Raw genomic sequence first — 22,786 nt, 5'->3', positions numbered from 1 at the left:
GCACCCTTGTTTCCTGCCGCAACCCCGCGCAACCCCCGGACGGGTTTGGAGATGCGCCCCGGTCCTGGAAAGATGCGCGCCCGCATCCCGCCGGCCCCACGGCCCGCCCCTTCGGCCGTGCCTGACCTGGCCGTACGCCGGCGCCGCCGCGCGCGTCCGCCACCAGGGCGGAAATCGCGCCCTCCGGCAGACTTGCCGCCATGCGCATCGAACTCGCCACCGAGCCGGGCGATCCCCAACACCCAAACGAGGACTACGCATCGGTAGCCCTGCCGGCCTCCGGCCAGGGCGGGGTCCTGGTTCTGCTGGATGGTGTGACGCCGCCGGAGGGGGACTACGGATGCCGCCACACGGTGCCGTGGTTCACCGCGCGGCTCGGGGGCGCATTGCTCGAACTGTCGGTTTCACACCGGGATATGACGCTCCCTGAGGCCCTGTCCGGGGCCATCTCCCGGACGGCCGAGGCCCACCGGGACACCTGTGACCTTTCTCACGTCCGCACTCCACAGGCAACTGTCGTCGCCGCACGGTGGTCCGGGGACACCGTGGAACACCTCGTACTGTCCGATTCCGTCCTCCTGTTGGAGCGACCGGACGGATCGGTGCATCCGGTGCTCGACCCACGGCTGGACGAACTGCCGCCCGCGCTCCGCGCCCGGCGCGATGCCGTACGGGCGTTGCCCCGCGGCTCGGCCGAACGGGCCGCCGCGGGCCGGGAGTACGGCCGTGCGGTCGAGGCGCTGCGCAACGCCGAGGGCGGCTTCTACACCGCCGCGGCCGATCCGTCGGTGGCCGCCCGGGCGGTCACCGGACACACCCCGCGCGCCGAGGTCCGCTCCCTGACCGCGCTCAGCGACGGTGCGAGCCGCTGGGTCGAGGTCTTCCGGCAGGGCTCCTGGACCGACTGTGCGGGCCTGGTGCGTGCACAGGGTCCCCAGTCGCTCATCGACCGGGTCCGGGCGGCGGAGGCGGCCGATCCGGAGTGCGCGGCGTACCCGCGGGGGAAGGGGCGGGACGACGCGGCGGTCATTTTTGTCATGCCGTGAGTAAATTTTCCGGGTGAGCGGTCCTCCGTACGGGAAGCCGCCGCCCGCACGGGAACCGTACGGTTCACCCCTCCTCGCCCTCCTGCTCCGCATTGAGCCGGTGCAGGAGGCGGGCCAGTTCGGCGACCTCCGCGCGGTCCCAGGAGGCGAGGCGCCGCGCATAGCGGGCCCGGCGTCCGTTGCGGACCCTGGAGAAGCGCTCGCGGCCCTCCTCCGTGATGCGCACCAGGACCGCGCGGCCGTCGGCCGGGTCCGGTTGGCGGGCGACCAGCCCCAGCCGTTCCAGGGCGTGCAGCTGACGGCTCATCGTGGCCTTGCCGACGCCGAAGAAGCCTGCGAGGTCGGTGGCGCGCTGGGCACCGGCGTCGGCCAGCCGGACCAGCAGGCCGTACGCGGCGGGCTCCAGGTCGGGATGCACCTCCCGGGCCAATTCGCCGGAAGAGGCCCGGGCGCGGCGGAGAAATACCGCCAATTCCCGTTCCAGGGCGAGAAATACGTGGTCCACACCAATCGGCTCGCCGTTCGCCGCCGTACCGCCGGCTCCGGTGTTGTGCACGTCAGCGCCCATTCCCGCTTTCCCTCTTCTGAAAGTTTCCGCCCTCGGCGGCCGAAGCCGCAGCTCGGCCAGTATTTCGCAGGATTAGACCAACGGCAGCCCACGGAACCTCTTTTGGCACGTCGGTCTACGCGCGTATCGTGAGTTCTGGCATGGCCATACCAAGCGGCCGAGCGCCGAAGGTTCCGCCGCGCGTCCCGCACACCGCACCGCGGTGGGCTCACGTCCGCGTCATGCCGTCCGGACACCCCCCTCAGATGACCGCCTCAGATCACCCCCTCATGCACTCCCCTCAGGACATCCCCCTCAGGTCATCCCACCGAGATCTTCGGAGGCACGTATGCCCGTGCTCAGATCCGTACGCAGATCCGGCTCCCCCCACCGCCCCGCACGCTCCCTCGCGACCGTGACCGGGGCCCTTCTCGCGGTCCTCGCCCTCCTCCTCGGCCTGCCCGGCACCGCCGGCGCCGCGGTGGCGAAGCGGGCACCGGAACCCACCCACCCCGGTCAGGACTGGGCCGGCTCGCAGATCGCCCGGCACGAGGGCGCCACGGCCGGCACCGCGCCGCCCGCGGCCTCGCTCGCGGCGTCCGTCGAGGGCGTGGACGTCAGCAGCCACAACGGCAACGTCGCCTGGTCCACGCTCTGGAACAGCGGCGCCCGCTTCGCCTACGTCAAGGCGACGGAGTCCACCAGCTACACCAACCCGTACTTCGCGCAGCAGTACAACGGCTCCTACAACGCCGGCATGATCCGCGGCGCCTACCACTTCGCCACGCCCAACACCTCCAGCGGCGCCGCCCAGGCCAACTACTTCGTCGACCACGGCGGCGGCTGGTCGAAGGACGGCAAGACGCTCCCCGGGGCGCTCGACATGGAGTACAACCCCTACGGGTCGACCTGTTACGGACTGAGCGCCGCCGGGCTGGTCAACTGGATGAAGGACTGGTTCGCCACCTACAAGGCACGCACCGGCCGGGACGCCGTCATCTACACCTCCACCAGCTGGTGGAAGCAGTGCACCGGCAACTCGTCCGCCTTCGGCACCGTCAACCCGCTGTGGGTTCCGCGCTACGGCTCCTCGGTCGGCGAACTCCCGGCCGGCTGGGGCTTCCACACCATCTGGCAGTACACCTCGACCGGCCCGACGGTCGGTGACCACAACCGCTTCAACGGCGCGTACGACCGGCTCCAGGCGCTGGCCAACGGCTGAACGCGGAGGTCCGGCGGCCGCTGTCCGGGCAGCCGACGGCCGTTACGCGGGCGTACGGCCCCCTCCACGCCTGGTCGTACGCACGGGAGGGCCCCTTCCGCACGAGCGGTGCGGCAGGGGCCCGTCCCCTTTCCTCGCTCGTCCCTCACGCAGCGACGGGGACCTCCGGCGCCGCCCCGTTCGACGCCGGGGTCAGCGCCAGCTCCAGCACCTGGCGGACGTCCGAGACCGGGTGGACCTCCAGGCATGCGAGGACCTCGGCGGGCACCTCGTCGAGATCCGGTTCGTTCCGCTTCGGGATGATCACCGTGGTGATCCCGGCCCGGTGCGCCGCCAGCAGCTTCTGCTTGACGCCGCCGATCGGCAGCACCCGCCCGGTCAGCGAGACCTCACCGGTCATCGCCACGTCCGGCCGGACCTGCCGGCCCGAGAGCAGCGAGGCCAGCGCGGTGGTCATCGTGATGCCCGCGCTCGGGCCGTCCTTGGGGACGGCGCCCGCCGGTACGTGCAGATGCACCCCGCGCTCCTTCAGGTCGGCGACCGGCAGCTCCAGTTCCGCGCCGTGCGAGCGCAGGAAGGACAGCGCGATGTGCGCGGACTCCTTCATCACCTCGCCCAGCTGACCGGTCAGCGTCAGACCGGATGCCCCGGTCTCCGGATCGGCGAGCGAGGCCTCCACGTAGAGCACATCGCCGCCGGCGCCGGTGACCGCGAGGCCGGTGACCACACCGGGCACGGCGGTGCGCCGCTCGGCCGGGTCCTGCGCCGACTCGGGGGTGTGGTGCGGCCGCCCGATCAGCGGGCGCAGCTGCTCCACCCCGACCGTGAACGGCAGCTCCCGCTCGCCCAGTTCGTGCTGGGCCGCGATCTTGCGCAGCAGCCGGGCGACCGACCGCTCCAGGTTCCGTACGCCCGCCTCACGGGTGTACTCGCCCGCCAGCTTGCGCAGCGCCTCGTCCTCCAGCACCACCTCGCCGGCCTCCAGCCCGGCCCGCTCCAGCTGCCGCGGCAGCAGATGGTCCCGGGCGATGGTGACCTTCTCGTCCTCGGTGTAGCCGTCCAGCCGGACCAGTTCCATCCGGTCGAGCAGCGGCTCGGGGATGGCTTCGAGGACGTTGGCGGTGGCCAGGAAGACCACATCGCTGAGGTCGAGTTCGACCTCCAGGTAGTGGTCGCGGAAGGTGTGGTTCTGCGCCGGGTCCAGCACCTCCAGGAGGGCGGCCGCCGGGTCGCCACGGAAGTCGGACCCCACCTTGTCGATCTCGTCGAGCAGCACCACCGGGTTCATCGACCCGGCCTCCTTGACGGCGCGCACGATCCGGCCGGGCAGCGCGCCGACGTACGTACGGCGGTGGCCGCGGATCTCCGCCTCGTCCCGGACGCCACCGAGCGCCACCCGGACGAACTTACGGCCCATGGCGCGGGCGACCGACTCACCCAGCGAGGTCTTGCCGACACCGGGCGGCCCGACGAGCGCCAGCACCGCACCGCCCGCCCGTCGCCCACCACCGCCCTTGCCCGCATCGCTGCGCGACGCCCCTCCTGATGCGCCGCCGATCAGTCCCAGGCCCCGCTCGGCCCGGCGCTTGCGGACGGCCAGGTATTCGGTGATCCGCTCCTTGACGTCCTCCAGGCCCGCGTGGTCGGCGTCCAGGACGTCCTTGGCGCCGGCGATGTCGTAGGCGTCCTCGGTCCGTTCGTTCCAGGGCAGCTCCAGGACGGTGTCCAGCCAGGTCCGGATCCACGACCCCTCGGGGCTCTGGTCGCTGGCCCGCTCCAGCTTGTCGACCTCCTTGAGGGCGGCCCTGCGGACGTCCTCGGGCAGATCGGCGGCCTCGACCCGGGCACGGTAGTCGTCGCCCTCGTCCTCCGGATCGCCGTTGAGCTGGGCGAGCTCCTTGCGGACCGCCTCCAGCTGCCGCCGCAGCAGGAACTCCCGCTGCTGCTTGTCGACGCCCTCCTGGACGTCCTTGGCGATCGACTCCGCGACGTCCTGCTCGGCGAGGTGGTCGCGCAGCGCCTCGGTGGCGAGCTTCAGCCGGGCGACCGGGTCGACGGTCTCCAGCAGCCGGACCTTCTGTTCGGTGGTCAGGAACGGCGAGTAGCCGGAGTTGTCGGCGAGGGCGGGCACGTCCTCGATCTGCTGGACGCGGTCGACGACCTGCCAGGCGCCGCGCTTGCGCAGCCAGCTGGTGGCCAGCGCCTTGTACTCGGTGACGAGTTCGGCGACGGCACCGGGCAGCCCCTTTCCCTCGGGCCCGGTGGGGACCTGCTCGTCGACGGTCGTGCCCTCCACCCACAGCGCGGCCCCCGGTCCGGTCGTTCCGGAGCCGATCCGCACCCGGCCCAGGCCCCGGATCAGCGCCCCGGGGTCGCCGTCGGAGAGCCGCCCGACCTGCTCGATCCGCCCGAGCGTGCCGATCGCGGCGTACTTCCCGTCGACGCGGGGCACAAGCAGCACCCGCGGCTTGTTACGCGAGGAGGCGGCCGCCTGGGCGGCCTCCACCGCGGCGCGGACATCCCCGTCGGACAGGTCCAGCGGCACCACCATGCCGGGGAACACGACCTCGTCATCGAGGGGCAGCACCGGCAGAGTGAGCGAGGTGGACGTCGAAGCCATGATCTCCCCTTCGGCAAGCAACTTGAGCCTTACTCACTCAATGTGGAGGGGCCGCGAGATGTTCCCAATGCTGTGTTCGCTGTGAGCGATCGGGCGGGCCGCGGGTCAGCGGGCCGCCGCTACCAGTGCGCGGGGCGGGTCAGCGCCGGCGGCAGCTTGGTGGCGGCATCGCCCCTGGCCGCGTTGAGCTGGGACTGGGTCAGGAAGATCGCGCCGGTGAGGTCGGCGCCACTGAGGTCCGCGTCACGCAGATCGGCCCCTATCAGGTCCGCCTGTCGCAGATCGGCGCCGCTGAGGTCGGCGGCGATGAGGTACGCCCCGCGGAGGTTGGCGCCCCGGAGGGCGGCGCCGCGCAGCCGGGCCCCCATCAGGTCGGCGCCCCGCCGCTCCTTCTTACGGCCGGGGACCTTGGCCCGTACGAGCTCACTGGTGCGCAGCAGCAGGGCGTTGACCTCGCCCCGGTGGGCCGGCACATCCAGCTGCGCGATCTCCTGGGCGCTGCCGCGGGTGAGGCGTTCGGTCTTCTCCAGTGCGGCGCGCAGCTCGGCGTGGACCGGGCGGGCCGCCGGCAGGGCCAGCGCCTCGGCCAGGTACCACAGGAGTTCGTGCAGCTGCCGCATGACGGGGAACACGTCGAACATCTGCCGGGCGGTCTCGGGGGCCTCCCGCCAGTCCCGGCCGCCGAAGGTCACTTGGGAGACCTTCTGGCCCGCGCCGAAGCAGTCGAAGACGGTGCAGCCGGAGTAGCCCCGCTCCCGCAGGTCGGCGTGGATGCCGCAGCGGAAGTCGGTCCGGAGGTTCGGGCACGGCCGGCCGGCCTCCTTGTCGCGCGCGAAGTCCGCCGAGGCCGCGAACGGCAGCGCGACACAGCACAGCCCGAAGCAGCTGCCGCAGTCGGACCGAAGACCCAGCTCGACGGTGACCGGAATCGAGTGGGGGCGGTCCTGTGGGCGGTGCGGTGTGCGGTCTGCGGACACGGTGCGGTACTCCTGCGGCCGGCGGGCGACGTACGGGCTGCGCCCGGAAGGGGCGTCCATTCTCCCAGCCTGCGGCGGCGCCCTGGCCGTGGCCGGTTCCGGTCGCCGCGGGGCTGCGGGGCCAGGGGCCGCCGCCCAACTGCCGTTGCGGCGCCGGTGGTCGGCAGTCGTCCGGCGTTGTCAGTGGTCGCCCCTAGCCTCAGGACCATGAGCATGATCGGAGAGTACGCACGTGTCACACCCGCCGAACTCGACCGGGCCCTCGGCGATCCCGAGTGGGCGCTGAAGCTGGTCACCGGGCGGATGGAGGCGGAGGCGGACGCCACCCCCGAGCCGGCCCGGGCGCGCTGCCTGGACATCGACAAGACCTGGGACGCGCTCGGATTCCTGCTGCGCCGCGCGGAGTTCCCGGTGGACATCGTGCACGGCGAAGCAGCCGTCCCGGACGCCGACGACTGGGGCTACGGCCCGCCCCGCTACCTCACCCCCGAGCGGGTGCGGACCGCCGCGGTGGCGCTCGCGGGGATAACCGCCGCGGACCTGACGGACGGTGCCGGACCGAAGGACCTGGCCGAGGCGGAGGTCTACCCGGTGATCGTGTGGGAGCGCGGCGAATCCCTGGACTATGTGCGCGACTACTACGACGTCCTCCGGCCCTTCTTCCGGGCGGCGGCGGAGGAGGGGGACGCGATGCTGCTGTGGCTCGGCTAGCTGACTCACGCCCCGTCAGGACTGCTACTTTCGCGGCATGTTGCAGCGGATGTCCGGCGTGTTCATCGGTGCGCTCTTCGGAACGGTCTTCGTGGTCGCCAACGCACACGCTCCGCTCCACCCCCTGATCGGGGTCGGGCTGCGGGTGCTCGCGGTGCTCACCTTCGGCGGGCTGCTGGCGCTCGCGCTGCTGGCGGCGCGCCGGGGCCGGCCCGCACCGGGTGACCCCGGGGCGGCCCGGGCGGACTGGTTCGGCGGGAAGTTCGGCTTTGTCGTGGCGGCCGAGGTGGTGCTGCTGATCGGCGGCAACCTCGCGCTGCGTGAGGCGGACGCCCCGGCGGAGACCGCCGTGGCCTGGATCGCGCTGATCGTCGGTCTGCACTTCCTGGCGCTGGCGGCGGTCTGGAAGCGGCGCAGCATCGCGCTCCCCGGCGCGGCGTTGACCGCGCTCGGTGCGGCGGGGCTCGGTATGGCGGCGACCTCGGCGGTGGTGTGGGTGCCGTTCGTCAGCGGGGTGCTGTCCGGTGTGGCGCTGCTGGGCGGCTGCGCCTACGCCATCGGCCGGGCCTACCGCTCGGCCGTACGGCCGTAGGGACTCTCCCCCGTCTCCGTTCTCCGTCGCCCTGCCGGCTCAGTAGGTGCGCACGCCCCGCAGTGCCGGGTGCCCCAGGTCGCCGAGGAGCGGCGCCGGCCCGGTGCGGTGGGCGCGCCAGCGGCGCAGCAGGGGCCAGCTCGCCATCCCCAGGGCCAGGGAGAGCAGATGGCCCCAGTCGGTCATCGGGTCGGCGTAGACCAGCAGATCGGTGAGGGCCAGATAGCCGACGCCGGCCAGCAGGGGCCAGCGCGACCAGGCCGGGAGCATGCCCGCGAGGGCTCCGGTACAGGTCATCACGCCGAAGCTGATGCCGTAGTCGAGGCGGTGCAGGGAGCTCTCCGGGAGCTCTCCGGCGGCCACCGTGAAGGCGACCGGCAGTTCGGTGGCGAGGGTGGCCAGCACATGGCCGCCGAAGAAGACCGCGGCGGTGCGCAGCCCGCCGATCCGCCGCTCCAGGGCGGTCAGTACGAAGAGCAGGGCGACGGCATACCCGGAGGTCAGCCCGCCGGCGATCCACAGCGCGCTGGCGAGCAGCACCAGCAGCGGGGCCTTGGTGAGGTGGACGACGTCGGTGCTGGAGCCCTGCAACAGCTCGGAGACCAGGCCGGGGTCGGCGTACTCGGCGAAGAGTGAGGTGCCCACGAGCAGGAGGGCGTAGCCGAAGGTGAACGGGGTGCCGCCTGGGGTGGGCAACAGCCGCCAGGGCCGCCACGGCGCACCCGCCGCCGGCTCCGGCTCCGGCTCCGGCTCCGGCTCCAACGGACGCTCGGCCTCCACCGGGTGCTCGGCGTCCCCCGGGCGCCCGGCCTCCACCGGATCGGGTGCGACGGCCTCCCGTGCCGACGCCCGCTGCCGGGGAATGCCCGCGAGCAGGGCGGGCCGGCCGTCCGGCGCGGCGTCCGCGGCCGGTGCCCCCTCGCCCGGCGCCCGGTCCCGGCGCATCCCCCCGACGGTACCCAGCCTGCTCACTTTCCGAGGCCCCTTCCGTCCATGGCGCATCCGCTGAGCCGCGCCCGGACCCGTCCCGGGCGCGTGCCGGCTCTGTTCTGCACAACGTCGCGGAACAGCCTGCACGCTCAACCCATGAAGAAACTGTGAGAGTGAGATGCCTCACACCAGGCAACGGCCGTCTCGGCCCGCGCGTCCGCCCCGTAACGCGTTGGACCGCCCCGGCCCCCATTGGCCACCATGAACCGCATGGCGCCCGTTACTCCCCTGGATTCGACGACCGGTCCGCTCCGGTCCCCGCGCACGCTCGACCGCCGCGAGGGGCCCTACGGCGAGGTGGTGCTGCGGCAACGCGACGCGGACCCCACCGGGCCGGGAGCCGCCGGCCCACCCGTGGTCTACGAGATCATCGCCAACGGCTGCTTCCTCATGGACACCTCCGACGGCCGCTCCGAGCGGCTGCTGATCGACGCGGCGTCGGCCGCATTGCCGGCGGACCGGCCGCGGCCCGCCGTACTGATCGGCGGCCTGGGCGTCGGCTTCTCGCTGGCCCGGGCGGCCGAGCAGCCGCGCTGGGGGCGGATCACCGTCGTCGAGCGCGAGGCGGCGGTCATCGACTGGCACCGTACGGGCCCGCTCTCCGCCGTCTCCGCGGCAGCGCTGGCCGACCCGCGCTGCGAGATCCTGCACACCGACCTGGTCGCCCACCTCCGCGCCCGGCCCGGCCACCCCTCTCCTGGCGGGGACACCTATGACGCCCTGTGCCTGGACATCGACAACGGCCCCGACTGGACCGTCACCGAGGACAACGACAGCCTGTACTCCCCGGGCGGTCTCGCCGCCTGCCGGGACCGGCTGACGCCCGGCGGGGTGCTCGCCGTATGGTCCGCGCAGCCCTCGCCGGCCTTCGAAGAAGCCTTGCGAAATGCCGGGTTCAGCGGGGTACGTACGGAAGAGATCCCCGTTGCCCGAGGCGTCCCCGACGTGGTCCACCTCGCGCGTAAGGGTGCGTAGCCGACAGTCGCACCATGCCCGTACGCTGCTGCCCAGCAAGACGCGACCACGCAGGGAATGCAGGGGCGGGCGATGGACCAGACTCAGACAACGCAGGGCGGCGCCGCTGCCACGCCGGGCGCCCAGCGCCGGGTGCTGGTCGTGGAGGACGACCCGACGATCGTCGACGCCATCGCGGCCCGGCTGCGCGCCGAGGGCTTCCAGGTGCAGACGGCCACCGACGGCCCGGCCGCGGTGGACACCGCCGAGGCCTGGCAGCCCGATCTGCTGGTCCTCGACGTGATGCTGCCGGGCTTCGACGGCTTGGAGGTCTGCCGCCGGGTCCAGGCGCAGCGCCCGGTGCCGGTGATGATGCTCACGGCGCGGGACGACGAGACGGACATGCTGGTCGGCCTCGGCGTCGGCGCCGACGACTACATGACCAAGCCGTTCTCGATGCGGGAGCTGGCCGCCCGGGTGCACGTCCTGCTGCGCCGGGTCGAGCGCGCCGCGCTGGCCGCGCACACCCCGCGCAGCGGCATCCTGCGCCTGGGCGAGCTGGAGATCGACCACGCGCAGCGCCGGGTGCGGGTGCGCGGCGCCGACGTCCATCTGACGCCCACCGAGTTCGATCTGCTGGTCTGCCTGGCCAACACCCCGCGCGCGGTGCTCTCCCGCGAGCAGCTGCTGGCCGAGGTGTGGGACTGGGCCGACGCCTCCGGGACCCGTACGGTCGACAGCCACATCAAGGCCCTGCGCCGCAAGATCGGCGCCGAGCGCATCCGTACGGTCCACGGCGTCGGCTACGCCCTGGAGACCCCGCCGGCATGACCCCCTGGCGGCTGCGCAAACGCCGGTGGTGGCAGACGCCCGTGCGTGAGCTGTGGGCGCGGGTCTGGGAGGCGCTGCGCCCCCTGGACCCGTACCGCTCCGTCAAGGCCGCGCTCGGCGCGCTGGTCAGCGTCTCGGTGATCATCACCACCCTGCTGGTCTTCGTGGCCATGCACTCGGCCACCGAGCTGCGGGTGATCACGATCTTCTCGATCATCGCCTCGCTGCTGATCACCCAGTTCGTGGCGAACAGCCTGACCGCCCCGCTCGGCGAGATGACCGATGTCACCCGCGCGATGGCGCACGGGGACTACAGCCGCCGGGTGGGCTCGGCCCGCCGCGACGAGTTCGGCGACCTGGCGGAGGCCTTCAACCGGATGGCCGCCGACCTGGAGGCGGTGGACACCCACCGCAAGGAGCTGGTCGCCAATGTCTCGCACGAGCTGCGCACCCCCATCGCCGCGCTGCGCGCCGTTCTGGAGAACGTCGTCGACGGGGTCTGCGAGCCCGATCCGGAGACGATGCGGACGGCGCTGAAGCAGACCGAGCGGCTGGGCCGGCTGGTCGAGCACCTGCTGGATCTGTCCCGGCTGGACAACGGCGTGGTGCCGCTGCACGCCCGGCGCTTCGAGGTCTGGCCGTACCTGTCCGGGGTGCTCAAGGAGGCCAATATGAGCCGCGGCGCCGCCACGCTCTCCGGGCTGTCCGGGCTGGCCGGCTCCGGCACCCACACCCGTACCGACGTCCACCTCCACCTCGATGTCTCGCCGCCGGAGCTGACCGCGCACGCCGACGCCGAGCGGCTGCACCAGGTCGTGGCAAATCTCATCGACAACGCGATCAAGCACAGCCCGCGCCACGGCCGGGTCACCGTGCACGCCCGGCGCGGGGAAGGCCCCGAGAGCCTGGAGCTGGAGGTGCAGGACGAAGGTCCCGGCATCCCCGAATCGGAGCGCTACCGGGTCTTCGAGCGGTTCAACCGCGGCGGCCCCGGCCCGTCGGGCCCCGGCAGCGACGGCGGTACCGGCCTGGGGCTGGCGATCGCGCGCTGGGCGGTGGATCTGCACGGCGGACGGATCGGCGTGGCCGAATCTGCGCGGGGTTGCCGGATTCGGGTCACTCTTCCGGGGCTGGAGTCACCCCGGAGCTGACGCCCACTGGCGTAGGGTCGGTGGCAGGAGCACTCATTCCATGGGTGCGACAGCGGTGAGCCCTACCCTCACACGGGCAAACCTCGTGTGTTTCCCGCCAAGTCATGCCCCGAAACCCCTCGGGGAATGTGACGTGCGCGACGAGTGACCCTTCTGGACTGCACCGAAGGTCACAAGAGGCGTAGCCTTTATTCCCGCTGTCCACCACCTTAGGAAGCGGAAGAGGGCGGTTGCCGCCGTGTCGCTACAGTCCCCCAACAGCTCGAGCATCTCGACCGAGGCCGATCAAGAGGGGCAGGGCAAGAGCCCTGCTGCCGCTTTCGGCCCCAATGAGTGGCTCGTCGACGAGATCTACCAGCAGTACCTCCAGGACCCGAACTCGGTAGACCGAGCCTGGTGGGACTTCTTCGCCGACTACAAGCCGGGCGGCGCGACCGCGCCGAGCAAGCCGGCGGAGGGCGCGGGCGCTGCCCCCGCTCCGGCCCCGGACGGGTCGGCTCCCGCCGCGCAGGCTGCCCCGGCGGCCCCCGCCGCGGCGCAGCCGAAGCCTGCCCCCGCCCAGCCGGCGACCCCGGCGAAGCCTGCCGCGAGCGCTCCGGCCCCCGCCCAGCCGGCGCCGGCCAAGGCAGCCCCGGCCAAGCCCGCCGCGAAGCCCGCAGCCAAGCAGGAGGCCGACGGCGAGGCCACCGGTCCCGAGTTCGTCACCCTGCGCGGTCCGTCGGCCGCCGTTGCGAAGAACATGAACGCCTCCCTGGAGCTGCCGACGGCCACGTCCGTCCGCGCGGTCCCGGTGAAGCTGCTCTTCGACAACCGCATCGTGATCAACAACCACCTCAAGCGCGCCCGTGGCGGGAAGGTCTCCTTCACCCACCTCATCGGGTACGCGATGGTGCAGGCCCTCAAGGCCATGCCGTCGATGAACTACTCGTTCGCGGTCAAGGACGGCAAGCCGACGCTGGTCAAGCCCGAGCACATCAACCTCGGTCTGGCCATCGACCTGGTGAAGCCGAGCGGTGAGCGCCAGCTGGTCGTCGCGGCCATCAAGAAGGCCGAGACGCTCTCCTTCTTCGAGTTCTGGCAGGCCTACGAGGACATCGTCCGCCGGGCCCGCGACAACAAGCTGACGATGGAGGACTTCACCGGAGTCACCGCGTCGCTGACCAACCCGGGCGGCATCGGCACCGTCCACTCCGTGCCGCGTCTGATGCCCGGCCAGTCCATGATCATGGGCGTCGGCGCGATGGACTACCCCGCGGAGTTCCAGGGCACCTCCCAGGACGCCCTGAACAAGCTGGGCGTCTCCAAGGTCATGACGCTGACCAGCACGTACGACCACCGCGTGATCCAGGGCGCCGCCTCCGGCGAATTCCTGCGCATCATGAACCAGCTGCTGCTCGGCGACAACGAATTCTTCGACGACATCTTCAAGTCGCTGCGGATTCCCTACGAGCCGGTCCGCTGGCTGCGTGACATCGACGCCTCGCACGACGACGACGTCACCAAGGCCGCCCGGGTCTTCGAGCTGATCCACTCCTACCGGGTCCGCGGCCACGTCATGGCCGACACCGACCCGCTGGAGTACCACCAGCGCAAGCACCCCGACCTCGACATCACCGAGCACGGCCTCACCCTGTGGGACCTGGAGCGGGAGTTCGCGGTCGGCGGCTTCGCCGGCAAGTCCATGATGAAGCTGCGCGACATCCTGGGCGTGCTGCGTGACTCGTACTGCCGCACCACCGGCATCGAGTTCATGCACATCCAGGACCCCAAGCAGCGCAAGTGGATCCAGGACCGTGTCGAGCGCTCGCACAAGTCGCCCGAGCGCGATGAGCAGCTGCGCATCCTGCGCCGGCTGAACTCCGCCGAGGCCTTCGAGACATTCCTGCAGACCAAGTACGTCGGCCAGAAGCGCTTCTCGCTGGAGGGCGGCGAGTCCGTCATCCCGCTGCTCGACGCCGTCATCGACGCGGCCGCCGAGTCGCGCCTGGACGAGGCCGTCATCGGCATGGCCCACCGCGGCCGCCTCAACGTCCTCGCCAACATCGTCGGCAAGTCCTACGCGCAGATCTTCCGCGAGTTCGAGGGCAACCTCGACCCGAAGTCGATGCACGGCTCCGGCGACGTGAAGTACCACCTGGGCGCCGAGGGCACCTTCACCGGTCTGGACGGCGAGCAGATCAAGGTCTCGCTGACCGCCAACCCCTCCCACCTGGAGGCCGTCGACCCGGTCGTCGAGGGTGTGGCGCGCGCCAAGCAGGACATCATCGGCAAGGGCGGCACGGACTTCACCGTTCTGCCGATCCAGCTGCACGGTGACGCGGCGTTCGCCGGCCAGGGCGTGGTCGCCGAGACGCTCAACATGTCGCAGCTGCGCGGCTACCGCACCGGCGGCACGGTGCATGTCGTCATCAACAACCAGGTCGGCTTCACCGCCGCCCCGGAGTCGTCGCGCTCCTCCATGTACGCCACGGACGTGGCCCGCATGATCGAGGCGCCGATCTTCCACGTCAACGGTGACGACCCCGAGGCCGTCGTCCGCGTCGCCCGGCTGGCCTTCGAGTTCCGCCAGGCGTTCAACAAGGACGTGGTCATCGACCTCATCTGCTACCGCCGCCGCGGCCACAACGAGTCGGACAACCCGGCCTTCACCCAGCCGCTGATGTACGACCTGATCGACAAGAAGCGCTCGGTGCGCAAGCTCTACACCGAGTCGCTGATCGGCCGTGGCGACATCACCCTCGAAGAGGCGGAGCAGGCGCTCCAGGACTTCCAGGGCCAGCTGGAGAAGGTCTTCACCGAGGTCCGCGACGCCACGACGACCCCGGCCGTCCCCGAGGTGCCGCAGCCCAAGGCGGAGTTCCCGGTCTACGTCGACACCGCGATCTCCCAGGAGGTCGTCAAGCGGATCGCCGAGTCCCAGGTCAACATCCCGGAGCGGGTCACCGTCCACCCGCGTCTGCTGCCCCAGTTGCAGCGCCGCGCGGCCCAGGTCGAGGACAACACCATCGACTGGGGCATGGGCGAGACCCTGGCCATCGGTTCGCTGCTGATGGAGGGCACCCCGGTCCGGCTCGCCGGCCAGGACTCCCGCCGCGGCACCTTCGGCCAGCGCCACGCGGTGCTGATCGACCGTGAGAAGGGCGACGACTACACCCCGCTGCTCTACCTCTCCGAGGACCAGGCCCGCTTCAACGTCTACGACTCGCTGCTCAGCGAGTACGCGGCGATGGGCTTCGAGTACGGCTACTCGCTGGCCCGCCCGGAGGCGCTGGTCATGTGGGAGGCGCAGTTCGGTGACTTCGTCAACGGCGCCCAGACCGTCGTCGACGAGTTCATCTCCTCGGCGGAGCAGAAGTGGGGCCAGACCTCCGGCGTCACCCTGCTCCTCCCGCACGGCTACGAGGGCCAGGGCCCGGACCACTCCTCGGCCCGCATCGAGCGCTTCCTCCAGCTGTGCGCGCAGAACAACATGACCGTCGCGATGCCGACGCTGCCCTCCAACTACTTCCACCTGCTGCGCTGGCAGGTGCACAACCCGCACCACAAGCCGCTGGTCGTCTTCACCCCGAAGTCGATGCTGCGTCTGAAGGCTGCGACGTCGAAGACGGAGGAGTTCACCACGGGCGGCTTCCGCCCCGTGATCGGCGACGCCACGGTCAAGGCCGAGGACGTCCGCAAGGTCGTCTTCTGCTCCGGCAAGGTCTACTACGACCTCGAGGCCGAGCGCGCCAAGCGCGGCGCGAACGACACCGCGCTGGTCCGCATCGAGCGCCTGTACCCGCTCCCCGGCAAGGAACTCCAGGCGGAGATCGCCAAGTTCCCGAACGCGGAGAAGTACCTGTGGGCCCAGGAAGAACCGGCGAACCAGGGTGCCTGGCCGTTCCTCGGCCTCAACCTGATCGACCACCTCGACCTGGCCGTCGGCGCCGACGTCCCGCACGGTGAGCGCCTGCGCCGCATCTCGCGGCCGCACTCCTCGTCGCCGGCCGTGGGCTCCGCCAAGCGCCACCAGGCGGAGCAGGCACAGCTGGTCGCGGAGGTCTTCGACGCCTAGGCGTCACGGCCACCGGTCGTACCGGGAGCATCCCGAGGGCCCGTCCCCGCTGCTGCGGGGGCGGGCCCTCGGGCGTTGCGGCGGCTCGGCCTATCCTGGCCGGGAATGTCCCATGACCCCTGGTGGAGAGCGCGTGTATTTCACTGACCGTGGCATCGAGGAGCTGGAGAACCGGCGCGGCGAGGAGGAGGTCACCCTCGCCTGGGTGGCCGACCAGCTGCGGACGTTCGTCGATCTCAACCCGGACTTCGAGGTGCCGGTGGAGCGGCTGGCGACGTGGCTGGCGCGGCTGGACGACGAGGAGGACGAGTAGACGAGGAGAGCCCCTAGGGGACGAGCCGGGGGCCGGTCAGGGTCGGGGTCGCTTGACTTCCGCAATCCGCGATATATCGTGTCCAGCGAGGACGCGATATGTTGCGTTGCACGGCTATCCAGGGGAGGCCAGGAATGTCAGCCGGGACCGAGTGGTCACAGAGTCCGACGCAGGTGGCCGAAGCACGCACGCTGGAGATCACCGACCCCGTCGAGGCGCTCAATGTGCGGGTGTACGGCGGGACGGTCAATGTCGTCGGCACCTCGGACGGCGGCCCCGCGCGCGTGGAGATCAGTGAGCTGCACGGGCCACCGCTGATCGTCTCGTGCCGCCGGGGCGTGCTCTCCGTCGCGTACGAGGACCTTCCCTGGCGGGACTTCCTCAAGTTCCTCGACCGCAGGGGCTGGAACCGCAGCGCGGTGATCTCGGTGCGGGTGCCGGCCGGCACCCGCGTCGAGGTCGGGGTGGTGGGCGCGAGCGCGGTCGTCTCCGGCATCTCGGGGCGTACGGACGTACGCGGCGTCTCCGGCCACAGCACACTCGCCGGGATCACCGGCCCGGTGCGGGCCGAGACGGTCTCGGGCAACGTCGAGGTGCAGTCGCTCACCGGCGATCTGCGCTTCAGCTCCGTCTCGGGGGATCTGACGGTCATCGACGGTGCGGGCGGCGGGGTGCGCGCCGACTCCGTCAGCGGCGACATGGTCCTCGATCTGGACCCCGGCAAGGGCTCCGGCATCGAGCTGACGACGGTCACCGGGGAGATCGCCATCCGGCTGCCCGACCCGGCCGATGCCCGGGTGGAGGCCAACACCACCAGCGGCACGGTCGCCAACGCCTTCGACGAGCTGCGGGTCAGCGGCCAGTGGGGCGCCAAGAAGATCACCGGCTCGCTCGGCGCGGGCACCGGCACCCTCAAGGCCACCACCGTGTCCGGCGGTCTGACCCTGGTGCGCCGCCCCGCCCGGGAGGACGAGAACGGCGGGCGGCCCGGCCCGTACGAGGACTCCCCCACCACCCCGCCCACCGGGAAGAAGGTGCTCTGAGCATGCCCCCCGTCTTCGCCCATGGCCGTCTGCGCCTCTACCTCCTCAAGTTGCTGGACGAGGCCCCTCGGCACGGCTACGAGATCATCCGCCTCCTGGAGGAACGCTTCCAGGGGCTGTACGCCCCCTCCGCCGGTACGGTCTACCCCCGGCTCGCCAAGCTGGAGGCCGAGGGGCTGGTGACGCATGCGACCGAGGGCGGCCGCAAGGTCTACTCGATCACCGACGCCGGCCGGGCCGAACTCGCCGACCGCGGCGGTGAACTGGCCGATCTCGAACTCGAGATCAGGGAGTCGGTCGCCGCACTCGCCTCCGACATCCGGGAGGACGTGAGCGGTTCGGCGCGGGATCTGCGCCGCGAGATCCGGGAGGCCGCCCAGCAGGCCCGCGCGGGCGCAGGGGGTTCCGGCCGGGCCGGGCGGGGCGCCGGCCCGAAGAAGACGGCGGAGGACGAGGGCGCAGGGCGGCCGTTCCCGGAGGCCTCGGACTACTTCGACGCCGCGTTCGGCGACAAGGAGGCCTGGCGGCAGGCGAAGGAGGAGTTCCGGCGCGCCAAGGACGAGTGGAAGGAACAGGCGCGGCGGGCCAAGGAGGAGAGCAGGAGGGCCAGGCAGGACGCCCAGCGGGCCCGTAAGCAGGCCAGGGACGCCCAGGTGTTCGCGCGCGAGGAGGTCCAGCGGGTCATCAGGCGCGTCCAGGAGCAGGCCCAGGGGGCGGTGCGCACCGGCGACTGGTCGGGTGCGGTGCGCGAGGCGCTGGCCGAGGTCTCCCGCGAGGTCGGCCGGTTCACCGGCGAGGGCCACGGCGGCGGGCCGGAGACCACCGGCCGCGGTGCCGGCGGGGCGGCCGGGGAGAGCCGGGTGACCGTCGAGCGCGTCGACCTGGCCGAGGAGACCGCCGAGGAGGGACCTTCGGCTCCCGCCCCGCCCGCGCCCGCGTGGGCGGAGGAGCCGGCCAGCGGCGATCCGGCCCGCGACTTCGACCGGCTGCTGGACCGCTTCCGCGACGATCTGCGGGACGCCGCCCGCGACCACGGCGTCACGGCCGAGCAGCTCAAGGAGTCCCGCCGCCGGCTGTCCACCGCCGCCGCCCACATCGGCGCCCTGCTGCGCCACCCCGAGTGGCCCATCTCGCATCCGGACCAGGAACCGACGCCCCGGCCGTAGGGGTCACGAGCGGTGCCGGCAGCCGTCCCAACGGCCCCGTCCCACCGCCGCCTTGGCGCAGGGCCGGACACCCCCAGAGGTGTCCGGCCCTGCCTCATGGCACGGCGGGGTTCAGCCCGCCACGCACGTGCGCGGCACCCGATGAGCCGATCGGCCCGCTGGTCGCCGCGACCGCCCCTCATGCCGGACATCACCGGAAGGACGGTGTCCTCCTGCCGGGCCCGTCCGGTGCGGCCGTCGACGATCCCGCCCCACGGGGCCACGACCTCACGGCCGCCCGCGAACAACACGGTGACGGCTGCGCCGAGTTCACCCCGTGCCTCAGCTCGCGCGGCGGCCCCGGCCCTCGTCGAGCAGCCGCAGCACCTCCGCGTAGGTCACCCCGTGGTCGGCGAGCACCGCGGCGGCCGGTCCCGGTCCGCCGGCCAGGGCCAGCAGCAGATGCTCGTCGCCGAGGTGCCGTTCGCCGCGGCCGGCCGCGATCCGCAGTGCCCGCGTCAGCACCGCCTTCGCCTCCGCGGTGAACCGCGGCCGCGCCCGCCTGCGGTGCCCGCCCGTCCCGGCGCCGGCCAGCGCGCCCACTCCGTGCACCTGCTCCACCCGCGCCACGATCGCATCGACATCGATCCCCAGCCCGGCCAGCGCCGCCGCGTCCCGCGTCGACATCCCCCCGCGCCGGCGCACCGCCGCCAGCGCCTGCACCACCGACTCCCGCCGCCGGTGGATCCCGAGGGCGCCGAGCACCGCAGCGGCCGGCGAGTGGGTACGGTCCAGCAGCGCCAGCAGCAGTTCCGGTTCCCCGACGGTGCCGCTGCCGTGCGGTCCTTCCGTCCGGCCCGGGCGGCCCTCGGCGTGCCCCAGCTCGACCGCCCGGCGCACCACCGCCCGCGCGTCCGCCGTGAACTTCTCGAACATCAGCGCCTCCCGTGCTTCTTGTGCACCGCTTGTCTGCTGACTCCCAGCTCCGCCGCGATCTCCTGCCATGACCAGCCCTTCGCCCTGGCACTGCGCACCTGCACGGCTTCGAGCTGCTCCAGCAGCCGCCGCAGTGCGGCCACCGCCCGCAGCCCGACCCTGGGGTCCTGGTCACCCGCCCGTTCGGCGAGGTCCGTTGCGTCGGTCATGGCGTCAATCTACGTTGACATCCGGCAGCCGTCAACCTTTGTTGACACGGAAGGGTGTGCGGGCCGGCGGGCGGACAACGGCCCGTAAAGGAGCGAGGCGTTGGTCCGCCAGGAGACGACGGTCAGGAGACGGCCGAGAGGGCGATCAGAAAGCGGCGGACAGGGCGATCACCGCGGCGGTGCCATCGGTCCGCAGTTCGAGGGCCACCGCCTGCGGTCCCGTCAGCAGCGCCGCGTCGAACCGCTCCAGCTGTGCCGGCGGCTCCCCCGCCGCCCCGAGCCGCGTATGTCCCTGGAGCGCCACCACCACGACGGTGTCCGGAGCGCCGGCCCTCTCGGCCGCCGACGGGACCGGGGCGACCGTGCGGCGGCCCCGGACCCGCTCCACGGTCGCCGCCCACCCCTCCCGGAGCATCACATTGAGGTTGACGACCGGACCGGACAGCAGCCGGCAGCCGGTGGCGGCGGCACCGGAGAAGACGAAGGGGCGGTGGCCGGCCGGGAGGCGGTGGACGGTGCCGTCCACCGTCAGCTCCAGGCCCCCGCCGTCGACGACGGTGAGGATCCGGCGGACGCCGGGCAGCGGTGAGTACGGCCCGTCCCGGGTGACGTCGGCCAGGCTGAGGCGCCAGCCGAAGGTGTCCCAGCCGGCGCCCGGCGGGTGGACGGCGACCTCGCGGGTCACCCCGCCCCCGTTGCTCCACGGCGTGGCGCTCCGCCCCGCCGCCCGCAGGATCCGTACGCGCCCGGCCTCCGCCGGGAGGAGACGGTCCGTCACACCGTCAGGACGATCTTGCCGAAGAGGTCGCCCTGCGCCATCTTCTCGAAGCCCTCACGCGCCCGGTCCAGCGGCAGCGTCGAGTCGATGACCGGCCGGATGCCCTTGGCGGCACAGAAGCTGAGCAGCCCGGACAGCTCCTCCTTGGTGCCCATCGTCGAGCCGACGACCTTCAGCTCCAGGAAGAAGATCCGGTTGAGCTCCCCGCTCTTGGGGGTGAAACCGCTGGTGGCGCCCGAGATGACGAGCGTGCCGCCGGGGCGCAGCGAGGTGATGGAGTGCGACCAGGTGGCGGCGCCGACCGTCTCGATCACCGCGTCCACCCGCTGCGGCAGCCGCTCCCCGGAGGCGAACACGCCCTCGGCGCCCAGCTCCAGCGCGCGCTTGCGCTTGGCCTCGTCCCGGCTGGTGGCGAAGACCCGCAGGCCCGCGGCGGCGCCCAGCACGATGGCGGCGGTCGCCACACCGCCGCCCGCGCCCTGGACGAGCACGCTGTCGCCGGGCCGTACACCCGCGTTGGTGAACAGCATCCGGTACGCGGTCAGCCACGCGGTCGGCAGACAGGCGGCCTCCTCGAAGGACAGCTCCTTCGGCTTGGGCAGCACGTTCCAGGCGGGGACGGTGACCTGTTCGGCGAAGGTGCCCTGGTAGCGCTCGGTCAGGATGGAGGGCCTCTCCTTGGGGCCGACCCCGTGGCCGGTCTGGCCGATGACGGAGTGCAGGACGACCTCGTTGCCGTCCGCGTCGATCCCGGCGGCGTCGCAGCCGAGGATCATCGGCAGCGACTCCTCGCTGATGCCGACCCCGCGCAGCGACCACAGGTCGTGGTGGTTGAGGGTGGCGGCCTTGACGTTGACGGTCGTCCAGCCGGGGCGTACGTCGGGGGCCGGGCGCTCCCCCAATTCGAGGCCGCTGAGCGGCTGGTCACGGTCGATGCGGGCGGCATAGGCAGCAAACATGATCCCAACGTAGGCCGCGGCCGCCCGCTGCGGTACTGCGCACGGGTGTGACACGCACCGCGCCGCCCCGGCCGCACACCGCAACGGGCCGGGCCCGCACCCCTGTCGGAGGCGGGCCCGGCCCGTTCGCTCACGGCCGGACGGCGGTCAGCGGCGTGCCACGCCCTCGGCGCGGGCGGCGGCCGCGACCGCGGCGGTGACGGCCGGCGCCACCCGCTCGTCGAACGGCGAGGGGATGACCCGGTCGGCGCTGAGTTCATCGGCGACGACGGCGGCCAGCGCCTCGGCGGCGGCGAGCTTCATGCCCTCCGTGATCCGCGAGGCCCGCACCTGCATGGCCCCGGCGAAGATGCCGGGGAAGGCCAGCACGTTGTTGATCTGGTTGGGGAAGTCGCTACGCCCGGTGGCGACGACGGCCGCGTACTTGTGCGCCACGTCGGGGTGGATCTCCGGGGTGGGGTTGGCCATCGCGAAGATCAGCGAGTCCTTCGCCATCGTCGCCACCGCCTCCTCCGCCACCGTGCCGCCGGAGACCCCGATGAAGACATCGGCGCCGTCCAGCGCCTTCTCCAGCGAACCGGTCAGCCCGCCCTTGTTGGTGAAGCCGGCCACCTCGCGCTTGACGTCGGTGAGGTCCTCGCGGTCGGCGGAGACCACGCCCTTGCGGTCGCAGACCGCGACATCGCCGATGCCCGCCTCGATGAGGATCTTGGCGATCGCGACGCCGGCCGCGCCGGCACCGGAGATGACCGCACGGAGCTGGCCGAGCGACCGGTCGGTGAGCTTGGCGGCGTTGCGCAGCGCGGCCAGTGTGACGACGGCGGTGCCGTGCTGGTCGTCGTGGAAGACCGGGATGTCCAGCGCCTCCTGGAGGCGTCGCTCGATCTCGAAGCACCGGGGCGCCGAGATGTCCTCCAGGTTGACGCCGCCGAAGGACGGCGCGAGCCGGACGACGGTCTCCACGATCTCGTCGGTGTCGGTGGTGGCGAGCGCGATCGGCACCGCGTCCACCCCGCCGAACTGCTTGAAGAGGATGGCCTTGCCCTCCATCACGGGGAGGGAGGCCTCCGGGCCGATGTCGCCCAGGCCCAGCACCGCGGTGCCGTCCGTGACGACGGCCACGACCTGGGACTTCCAGGTGTAGTCATGCACGAGCTCGGGCTGCTCGGCGATCGCACTGCACACCTTGGCGACGCCCGGTGTGTAGGCGAGGGACAGGTCGTCCTTGTCGCGGACCGGCACCGTGGCCTGGATGGCCATCTTGCCGCCACGGTGCAGCGCGAAGGCCGGATCGAAGGTGTCGTCGGGCGCTGTGCCCGCTCCTTCGTCCGCGCCCGTATTGCTGTCGCTGCGAGGATTGACGATCTCCGCTGCCACTTGTCTTACCCCTTTTTTCGTAAATCTGCTGAGGGTGGCCACTCCCTGGTTGGGGGGTGGGCGGGCACCGCGTCCGCGCCCTGCGAGGCGCATGGCCGCCGCGCGGGGGGAGGTACGGACGCCGGGCGCGCCGCACACGCGCCCTGAGCCCCGGATGAGGGGTGTAACGAACCTTTCTACCGGACGGGCGCGGGCCCCGACGAGTCAGATTCATTACCCTCGGGTTCAGAGATTCGACAATAGCGGCGAAATACACAAAAAACTCAGAAGAGCATCCCGCTGCGGCGTCCGGATTCCGAGACGGGGGAACGCACCGCATACCGTGCGTCCC

20 protein-coding genes are annotated in these 22,786 nt (G+C 72.1%); 11 read left to right on the top strand and 9 right to left on the bottom strand.

Going from position 1 to position 22,786, the window contains the following annotated elements:
* Nucleotides 1-200 precede the first annotated feature (200 nt).
* Nucleotides 201-1,046: a protein phosphatase 2C domain-containing protein gene (locus tag ACZ55A_RS19155; RefSeq protein ID WP_468841249.1), complete on the top strand. Its 846-nt coding sequence runs from the start codon at nucleotides 201-203 to the stop codon at nucleotides 1,044-1,046.
* A 64-nt stretch (nucleotides 1,047-1,110) separates the two neighbouring features.
* On the opposite strand, the gene ACZ55A_RS19150 is transcribed toward ACZ55A_RS19155, so the two are convergent.
* A complete protein-coding gene (locus ACZ55A_RS19150) occupies nucleotides 1,111-1,614 on the bottom strand; it encodes a MarR family winged helix-turn-helix transcriptional regulator (protein WP_468841247.1) in 504 nt (167 codons plus the stop codon).
* A gap of 328 nt (nucleotides 1,615-1,942) precedes the next feature.
* Between ACZ55A_RS19150 and ACZ55A_RS19145 the strand changes: the two genes are divergently transcribed.
* Nucleotides 1,943-2,815, top strand: a complete 873-nt coding sequence (locus ACZ55A_RS19145) for a lysozyme (protein ID WP_468841245.1) — start codon at nucleotides 1,943-1,945, stop codon at nucleotides 2,813-2,815.
* Nucleotides 2,816-2,960: 145 nt separating this feature from the next.
* On the opposite strand, the gene lon is transcribed toward ACZ55A_RS19145, so the two are convergent.
* Nucleotides 2,961-5,435, bottom strand: coding sequence for an endopeptidase La (gene lon, locus ACZ55A_RS19140; protein WP_468841243.1), 2,475 nt, complete (start codon nucleotides 5,433-5,435; stop codon nucleotides 2,961-2,963).
* A gap of 119 nt (nucleotides 5,436-5,554) precedes the next feature.
* Entirely contained in the window at nucleotides 5,555-6,472 is a 918-nt protein-coding gene (locus tag ACZ55A_RS19135; protein WP_468841241.1) for a pentapeptide repeat-containing protein, read from the bottom strand.
* Nucleotides 6,473-6,619: 147 nt separating this feature from the next.
* Here ACZ55A_RS19135 and ACZ55A_RS19130 point away from each other — a divergent pair, with 147 nt between their 5' ends.
* On the top strand, nucleotides 6,620-7,123 hold the full coding sequence (locus ACZ55A_RS19130; RefSeq protein ID WP_468841239.1) for a YfbM family protein: 504 nt from the start codon (nucleotides 6,620-6,622) through the stop codon (nucleotides 7,121-7,123).
* Nucleotides 7,124-7,160: 37 nt separating this feature from the next.
* Nucleotides 7,161-7,715: a hypothetical protein gene (locus ACZ55A_RS19125; RefSeq protein WP_468841237.1), complete on the top strand. Its 555-nt coding sequence runs from the start codon at nucleotides 7,161-7,163 to the stop codon at nucleotides 7,713-7,715.
* A 39-nt stretch (nucleotides 7,716-7,754) separates the two neighbouring features.
* Here ACZ55A_RS19125 and ACZ55A_RS19120 read toward each other — a convergent pair whose 3' ends face one another.
* The gene (locus ACZ55A_RS19120; RefSeq protein WP_468841577.1) at nucleotides 7,755-8,660 is read right to left on the bottom strand and encodes a rhomboid-like protein; all 906 of its coding nucleotides are present in this window, start codon (nucleotides 8,658-8,660) and stop codon (nucleotides 7,755-7,757) included.
* A 255-nt stretch (nucleotides 8,661-8,915) separates the two neighbouring features.
* Here ACZ55A_RS19120 and ACZ55A_RS19115 point away from each other — a divergent pair, with 255 nt between their 5' ends.
* The 7 genes from ACZ55A_RS19115 (at nucleotide 8,916) to ACZ55A_RS19085 (ending at nucleotide 18,217) form a co-directional block, all read left to right on the top strand.
* Complete coding sequence (locus ACZ55A_RS19115; RefSeq protein ID WP_468841236.1) at nucleotides 8,916-9,680, top strand: spermidine synthase family protein; 765 nt, start codon at nucleotides 8,916-8,918, stop codon at nucleotides 9,678-9,680.
* 72 nt (nucleotides 9,681-9,752) lie between these two features.
* Nucleotides 9,753-10,490, top strand: coding sequence for a response regulator transcription factor (locus ACZ55A_RS19110; RefSeq protein ID WP_393493430.1), 738 nt, complete (start codon nucleotides 9,753-9,755; stop codon nucleotides 10,488-10,490).
* Nucleotides 10,487-11,641, top strand: coding sequence for a HAMP domain-containing sensor histidine kinase (locus tag ACZ55A_RS19105; protein WP_468841233.1), 1,155 nt, complete (start codon nucleotides 10,487-10,489; stop codon nucleotides 11,639-11,641). The genes ACZ55A_RS19110 and ACZ55A_RS19105 overlap by 4 nt, the downstream gene beginning before the upstream one ends.
* A 238-nt stretch (nucleotides 11,642-11,879) precedes the next feature.
* A complete protein-coding gene (locus ACZ55A_RS19100) occupies nucleotides 11,880-15,695 on the top strand; it encodes a multifunctional oxoglutarate decarboxylase/oxoglutarate dehydrogenase thiamine pyrophosphate-binding subunit/dihydrolipoyllysine-residue succinyltransferase subunit (RefSeq protein WP_468841231.1) in 3,816 nt (1,271 codons plus the stop codon).
* Nucleotides 15,696-15,828: 133 nt separating this feature from the next.
* Nucleotides 15,829-16,008 (top strand): DUF6104 family protein, encoded by a 180-nt coding sequence (locus ACZ55A_RS19095; RefSeq protein ID WP_468841229.1) that lies wholly within the window; start codon nucleotides 15,829-15,831, stop codon nucleotides 16,006-16,008.
* Nucleotides 16,009-16,142: 134 nt separating this feature from the next.
* Nucleotides 16,143-17,051, top strand: coding sequence for a DUF4097 family beta strand repeat-containing protein (locus tag ACZ55A_RS19090; RefSeq protein WP_468841227.1), 909 nt, complete (start codon nucleotides 16,143-16,145; stop codon nucleotides 17,049-17,051).
* 2 nt (nucleotides 17,052-17,053) lie between these two features.
* Nucleotides 17,054-18,217 carry a PadR family transcriptional regulator gene (locus ACZ55A_RS19085; protein WP_468841225.1) on the top strand — a complete coding sequence of 388 codons (1,164 nt, stop codon included), beginning with the start codon at nucleotides 17,054-17,056 and terminating at the stop codon, nucleotides 18,215-18,217.
* 321 nt (nucleotides 18,218-18,538) lie between these two features.
* Here ACZ55A_RS19085 and ACZ55A_RS19080 read toward each other — a convergent pair whose 3' ends face one another.
* The 5 genes from ACZ55A_RS19080 to ACZ55A_RS19060 all read right to left on the bottom strand — a co-directional run bounded on the left by ACZ55A_RS19080 (nucleotide 18,539) and on the right by ACZ55A_RS19060 (nucleotide 22,455).
* Nucleotides 18,539-19,132, bottom strand: a complete 594-nt coding sequence (locus ACZ55A_RS19080; RefSeq protein ID WP_468841223.1) for a Clp protease N-terminal domain-containing protein — start codon at nucleotides 19,130-19,132, stop codon at nucleotides 18,539-18,541.
* Nucleotides 19,132-19,341 carry a helix-turn-helix domain-containing protein gene (locus tag ACZ55A_RS19075; protein WP_468841221.1) on the bottom strand — a complete coding sequence of 70 codons (210 nt, stop codon included), beginning with the start codon at nucleotides 19,339-19,341 and terminating at the stop codon, nucleotides 19,132-19,134. Before ACZ55A_RS19075 ends, ACZ55A_RS19080 begins: the two co-directional genes overlap by 1 nt.
* Nucleotides 19,342-19,486: 145 nt before the next feature.
* Nucleotides 19,487-20,119 (bottom strand): HutD/Ves family protein, encoded by a 633-nt coding sequence (locus tag ACZ55A_RS19070; RefSeq protein ID WP_468841219.1) that lies wholly within the window; start codon nucleotides 20,117-20,119, stop codon nucleotides 19,487-19,489.
* A complete protein-coding gene (locus ACZ55A_RS19065) occupies nucleotides 20,116-21,078 on the bottom strand; it encodes a zinc-binding dehydrogenase (RefSeq protein ID WP_468841217.1) in 963 nt (320 codons plus the stop codon). The genes ACZ55A_RS19070 and ACZ55A_RS19065 overlap by 4 nt, the downstream gene beginning before the upstream one ends.
* A gap of 147 nt (nucleotides 21,079-21,225) precedes the next feature.
* Nucleotides 21,226-22,455: an NAD(P)-dependent malic enzyme gene (locus tag ACZ55A_RS19060; protein ID WP_468841216.1), complete on the bottom strand. Its 1,230-nt coding sequence runs from the start codon at nucleotides 22,453-22,455 to the stop codon at nucleotides 21,226-21,228.
* Nucleotides 22,456-22,786 lie beyond the last annotated feature (331 nt).

The organism is Streptomyces sp. NPDC034111 (assembly GCF_055575375.1).
Note: the sequence above shows the minus strand (reverse complement) of the source record. Positions and strands in the feature narration are given on the sequence as shown.

Excerpts from the sequence above, each read along its gene's own strand:
- ACZ55A_RS19065 (WP_468841217.1), bottom strand. The coding sequence starts at position 21,078 with ATGTTTGCTGCCTATGCCGCCCGCATCGACCGTGACCAGCCGCTCAGC.
- ACZ55A_RS19150 (WP_468841247.1), bottom strand. The coding sequence starts at position 1,614 with ATGGGCGCTGACGTGCACAACACCGGAGCCGGCGGTACGGCGGCGAAC.
- ACZ55A_RS19130 (WP_468841239.1), top strand. The coding sequence starts at position 6,620 with ATGAGCATGATCGGAGAGTACGCACGTGTCACACCCGCCGAACTCGAC.
- ACZ55A_RS19135 (WP_468841241.1), bottom strand. The coding sequence starts at position 6,472 with ATGGACGCCCCTTCCGGGCGCAGCCCGTACGTCGCCCGCCGGCCGCAG.
- ACZ55A_RS19155 (WP_468841249.1), top strand. The coding sequence starts at position 201 with ATGCGCATCGAACTCGCCACCGAGCCGGGCGATCCCCAACACCCAAAC.
- ACZ55A_RS19145 (WP_468841245.1), top strand. The coding sequence starts at position 1,943 with ATGCCCGTGCTCAGATCCGTACGCAGATCCGGCTCCCCCCACCGCCCC.
- ACZ55A_RS19110 (WP_393493430.1), top strand. The coding sequence starts at position 9,753 with ATGGACCAGACTCAGACAACGCAGGGCGGCGCCGCTGCCACGCCGGGC.
- ACZ55A_RS19075 (WP_468841221.1), bottom strand. The coding sequence starts at position 19,341 with ATGACCGACGCAACGGACCTCGCCGAACGGGCGGGTGACCAGGACCCC.
- ACZ55A_RS19080 (WP_468841223.1), bottom strand. The coding sequence starts at position 19,132 with ATGTTCGAGAAGTTCACGGCGGACGCGCGGGCGGTGGTGCGCCGGGCG.
- ACZ55A_RS19085 (WP_468841225.1), top strand. The coding sequence starts at position 17,054 with ATGCCCCCCGTCTTCGCCCATGGCCGTCTGCGCCTCTACCTCCTCAAG.
- ACZ55A_RS19125 (WP_468841237.1), top strand. The coding sequence starts at position 7,161 with ATGTTGCAGCGGATGTCCGGCGTGTTCATCGGTGCGCTCTTCGGAACG.
- ACZ55A_RS19120 (WP_468841577.1), bottom strand. The coding sequence starts at position 8,660 with ATGCGCCGGGACCGGGCGCCGGGCGAGGGGGCACCGGCCGCGGACGCC.
- ACZ55A_RS19115 (WP_468841236.1), top strand. The coding sequence starts at position 8,916 with ATGGCGCCCGTTACTCCCCTGGATTCGACGACCGGTCCGCTCCGGTCC.
- ACZ55A_RS19090 (WP_468841227.1), top strand. The coding sequence starts at position 16,143 with ATGTCAGCCGGGACCGAGTGGTCACAGAGTCCGACGCAGGTGGCCGAA.
- lon (WP_468841243.1), bottom strand. The coding sequence starts at position 5,435 with ATGGCTTCGACGTCCACCTCGCTCACTCTGCCGGTGCTGCCCCTCGAT.
- ACZ55A_RS19105 (WP_468841233.1), top strand. The coding sequence starts at position 10,487 with ATGACCCCCTGGCGGCTGCGCAAACGCCGGTGGTGGCAGACGCCCGTG.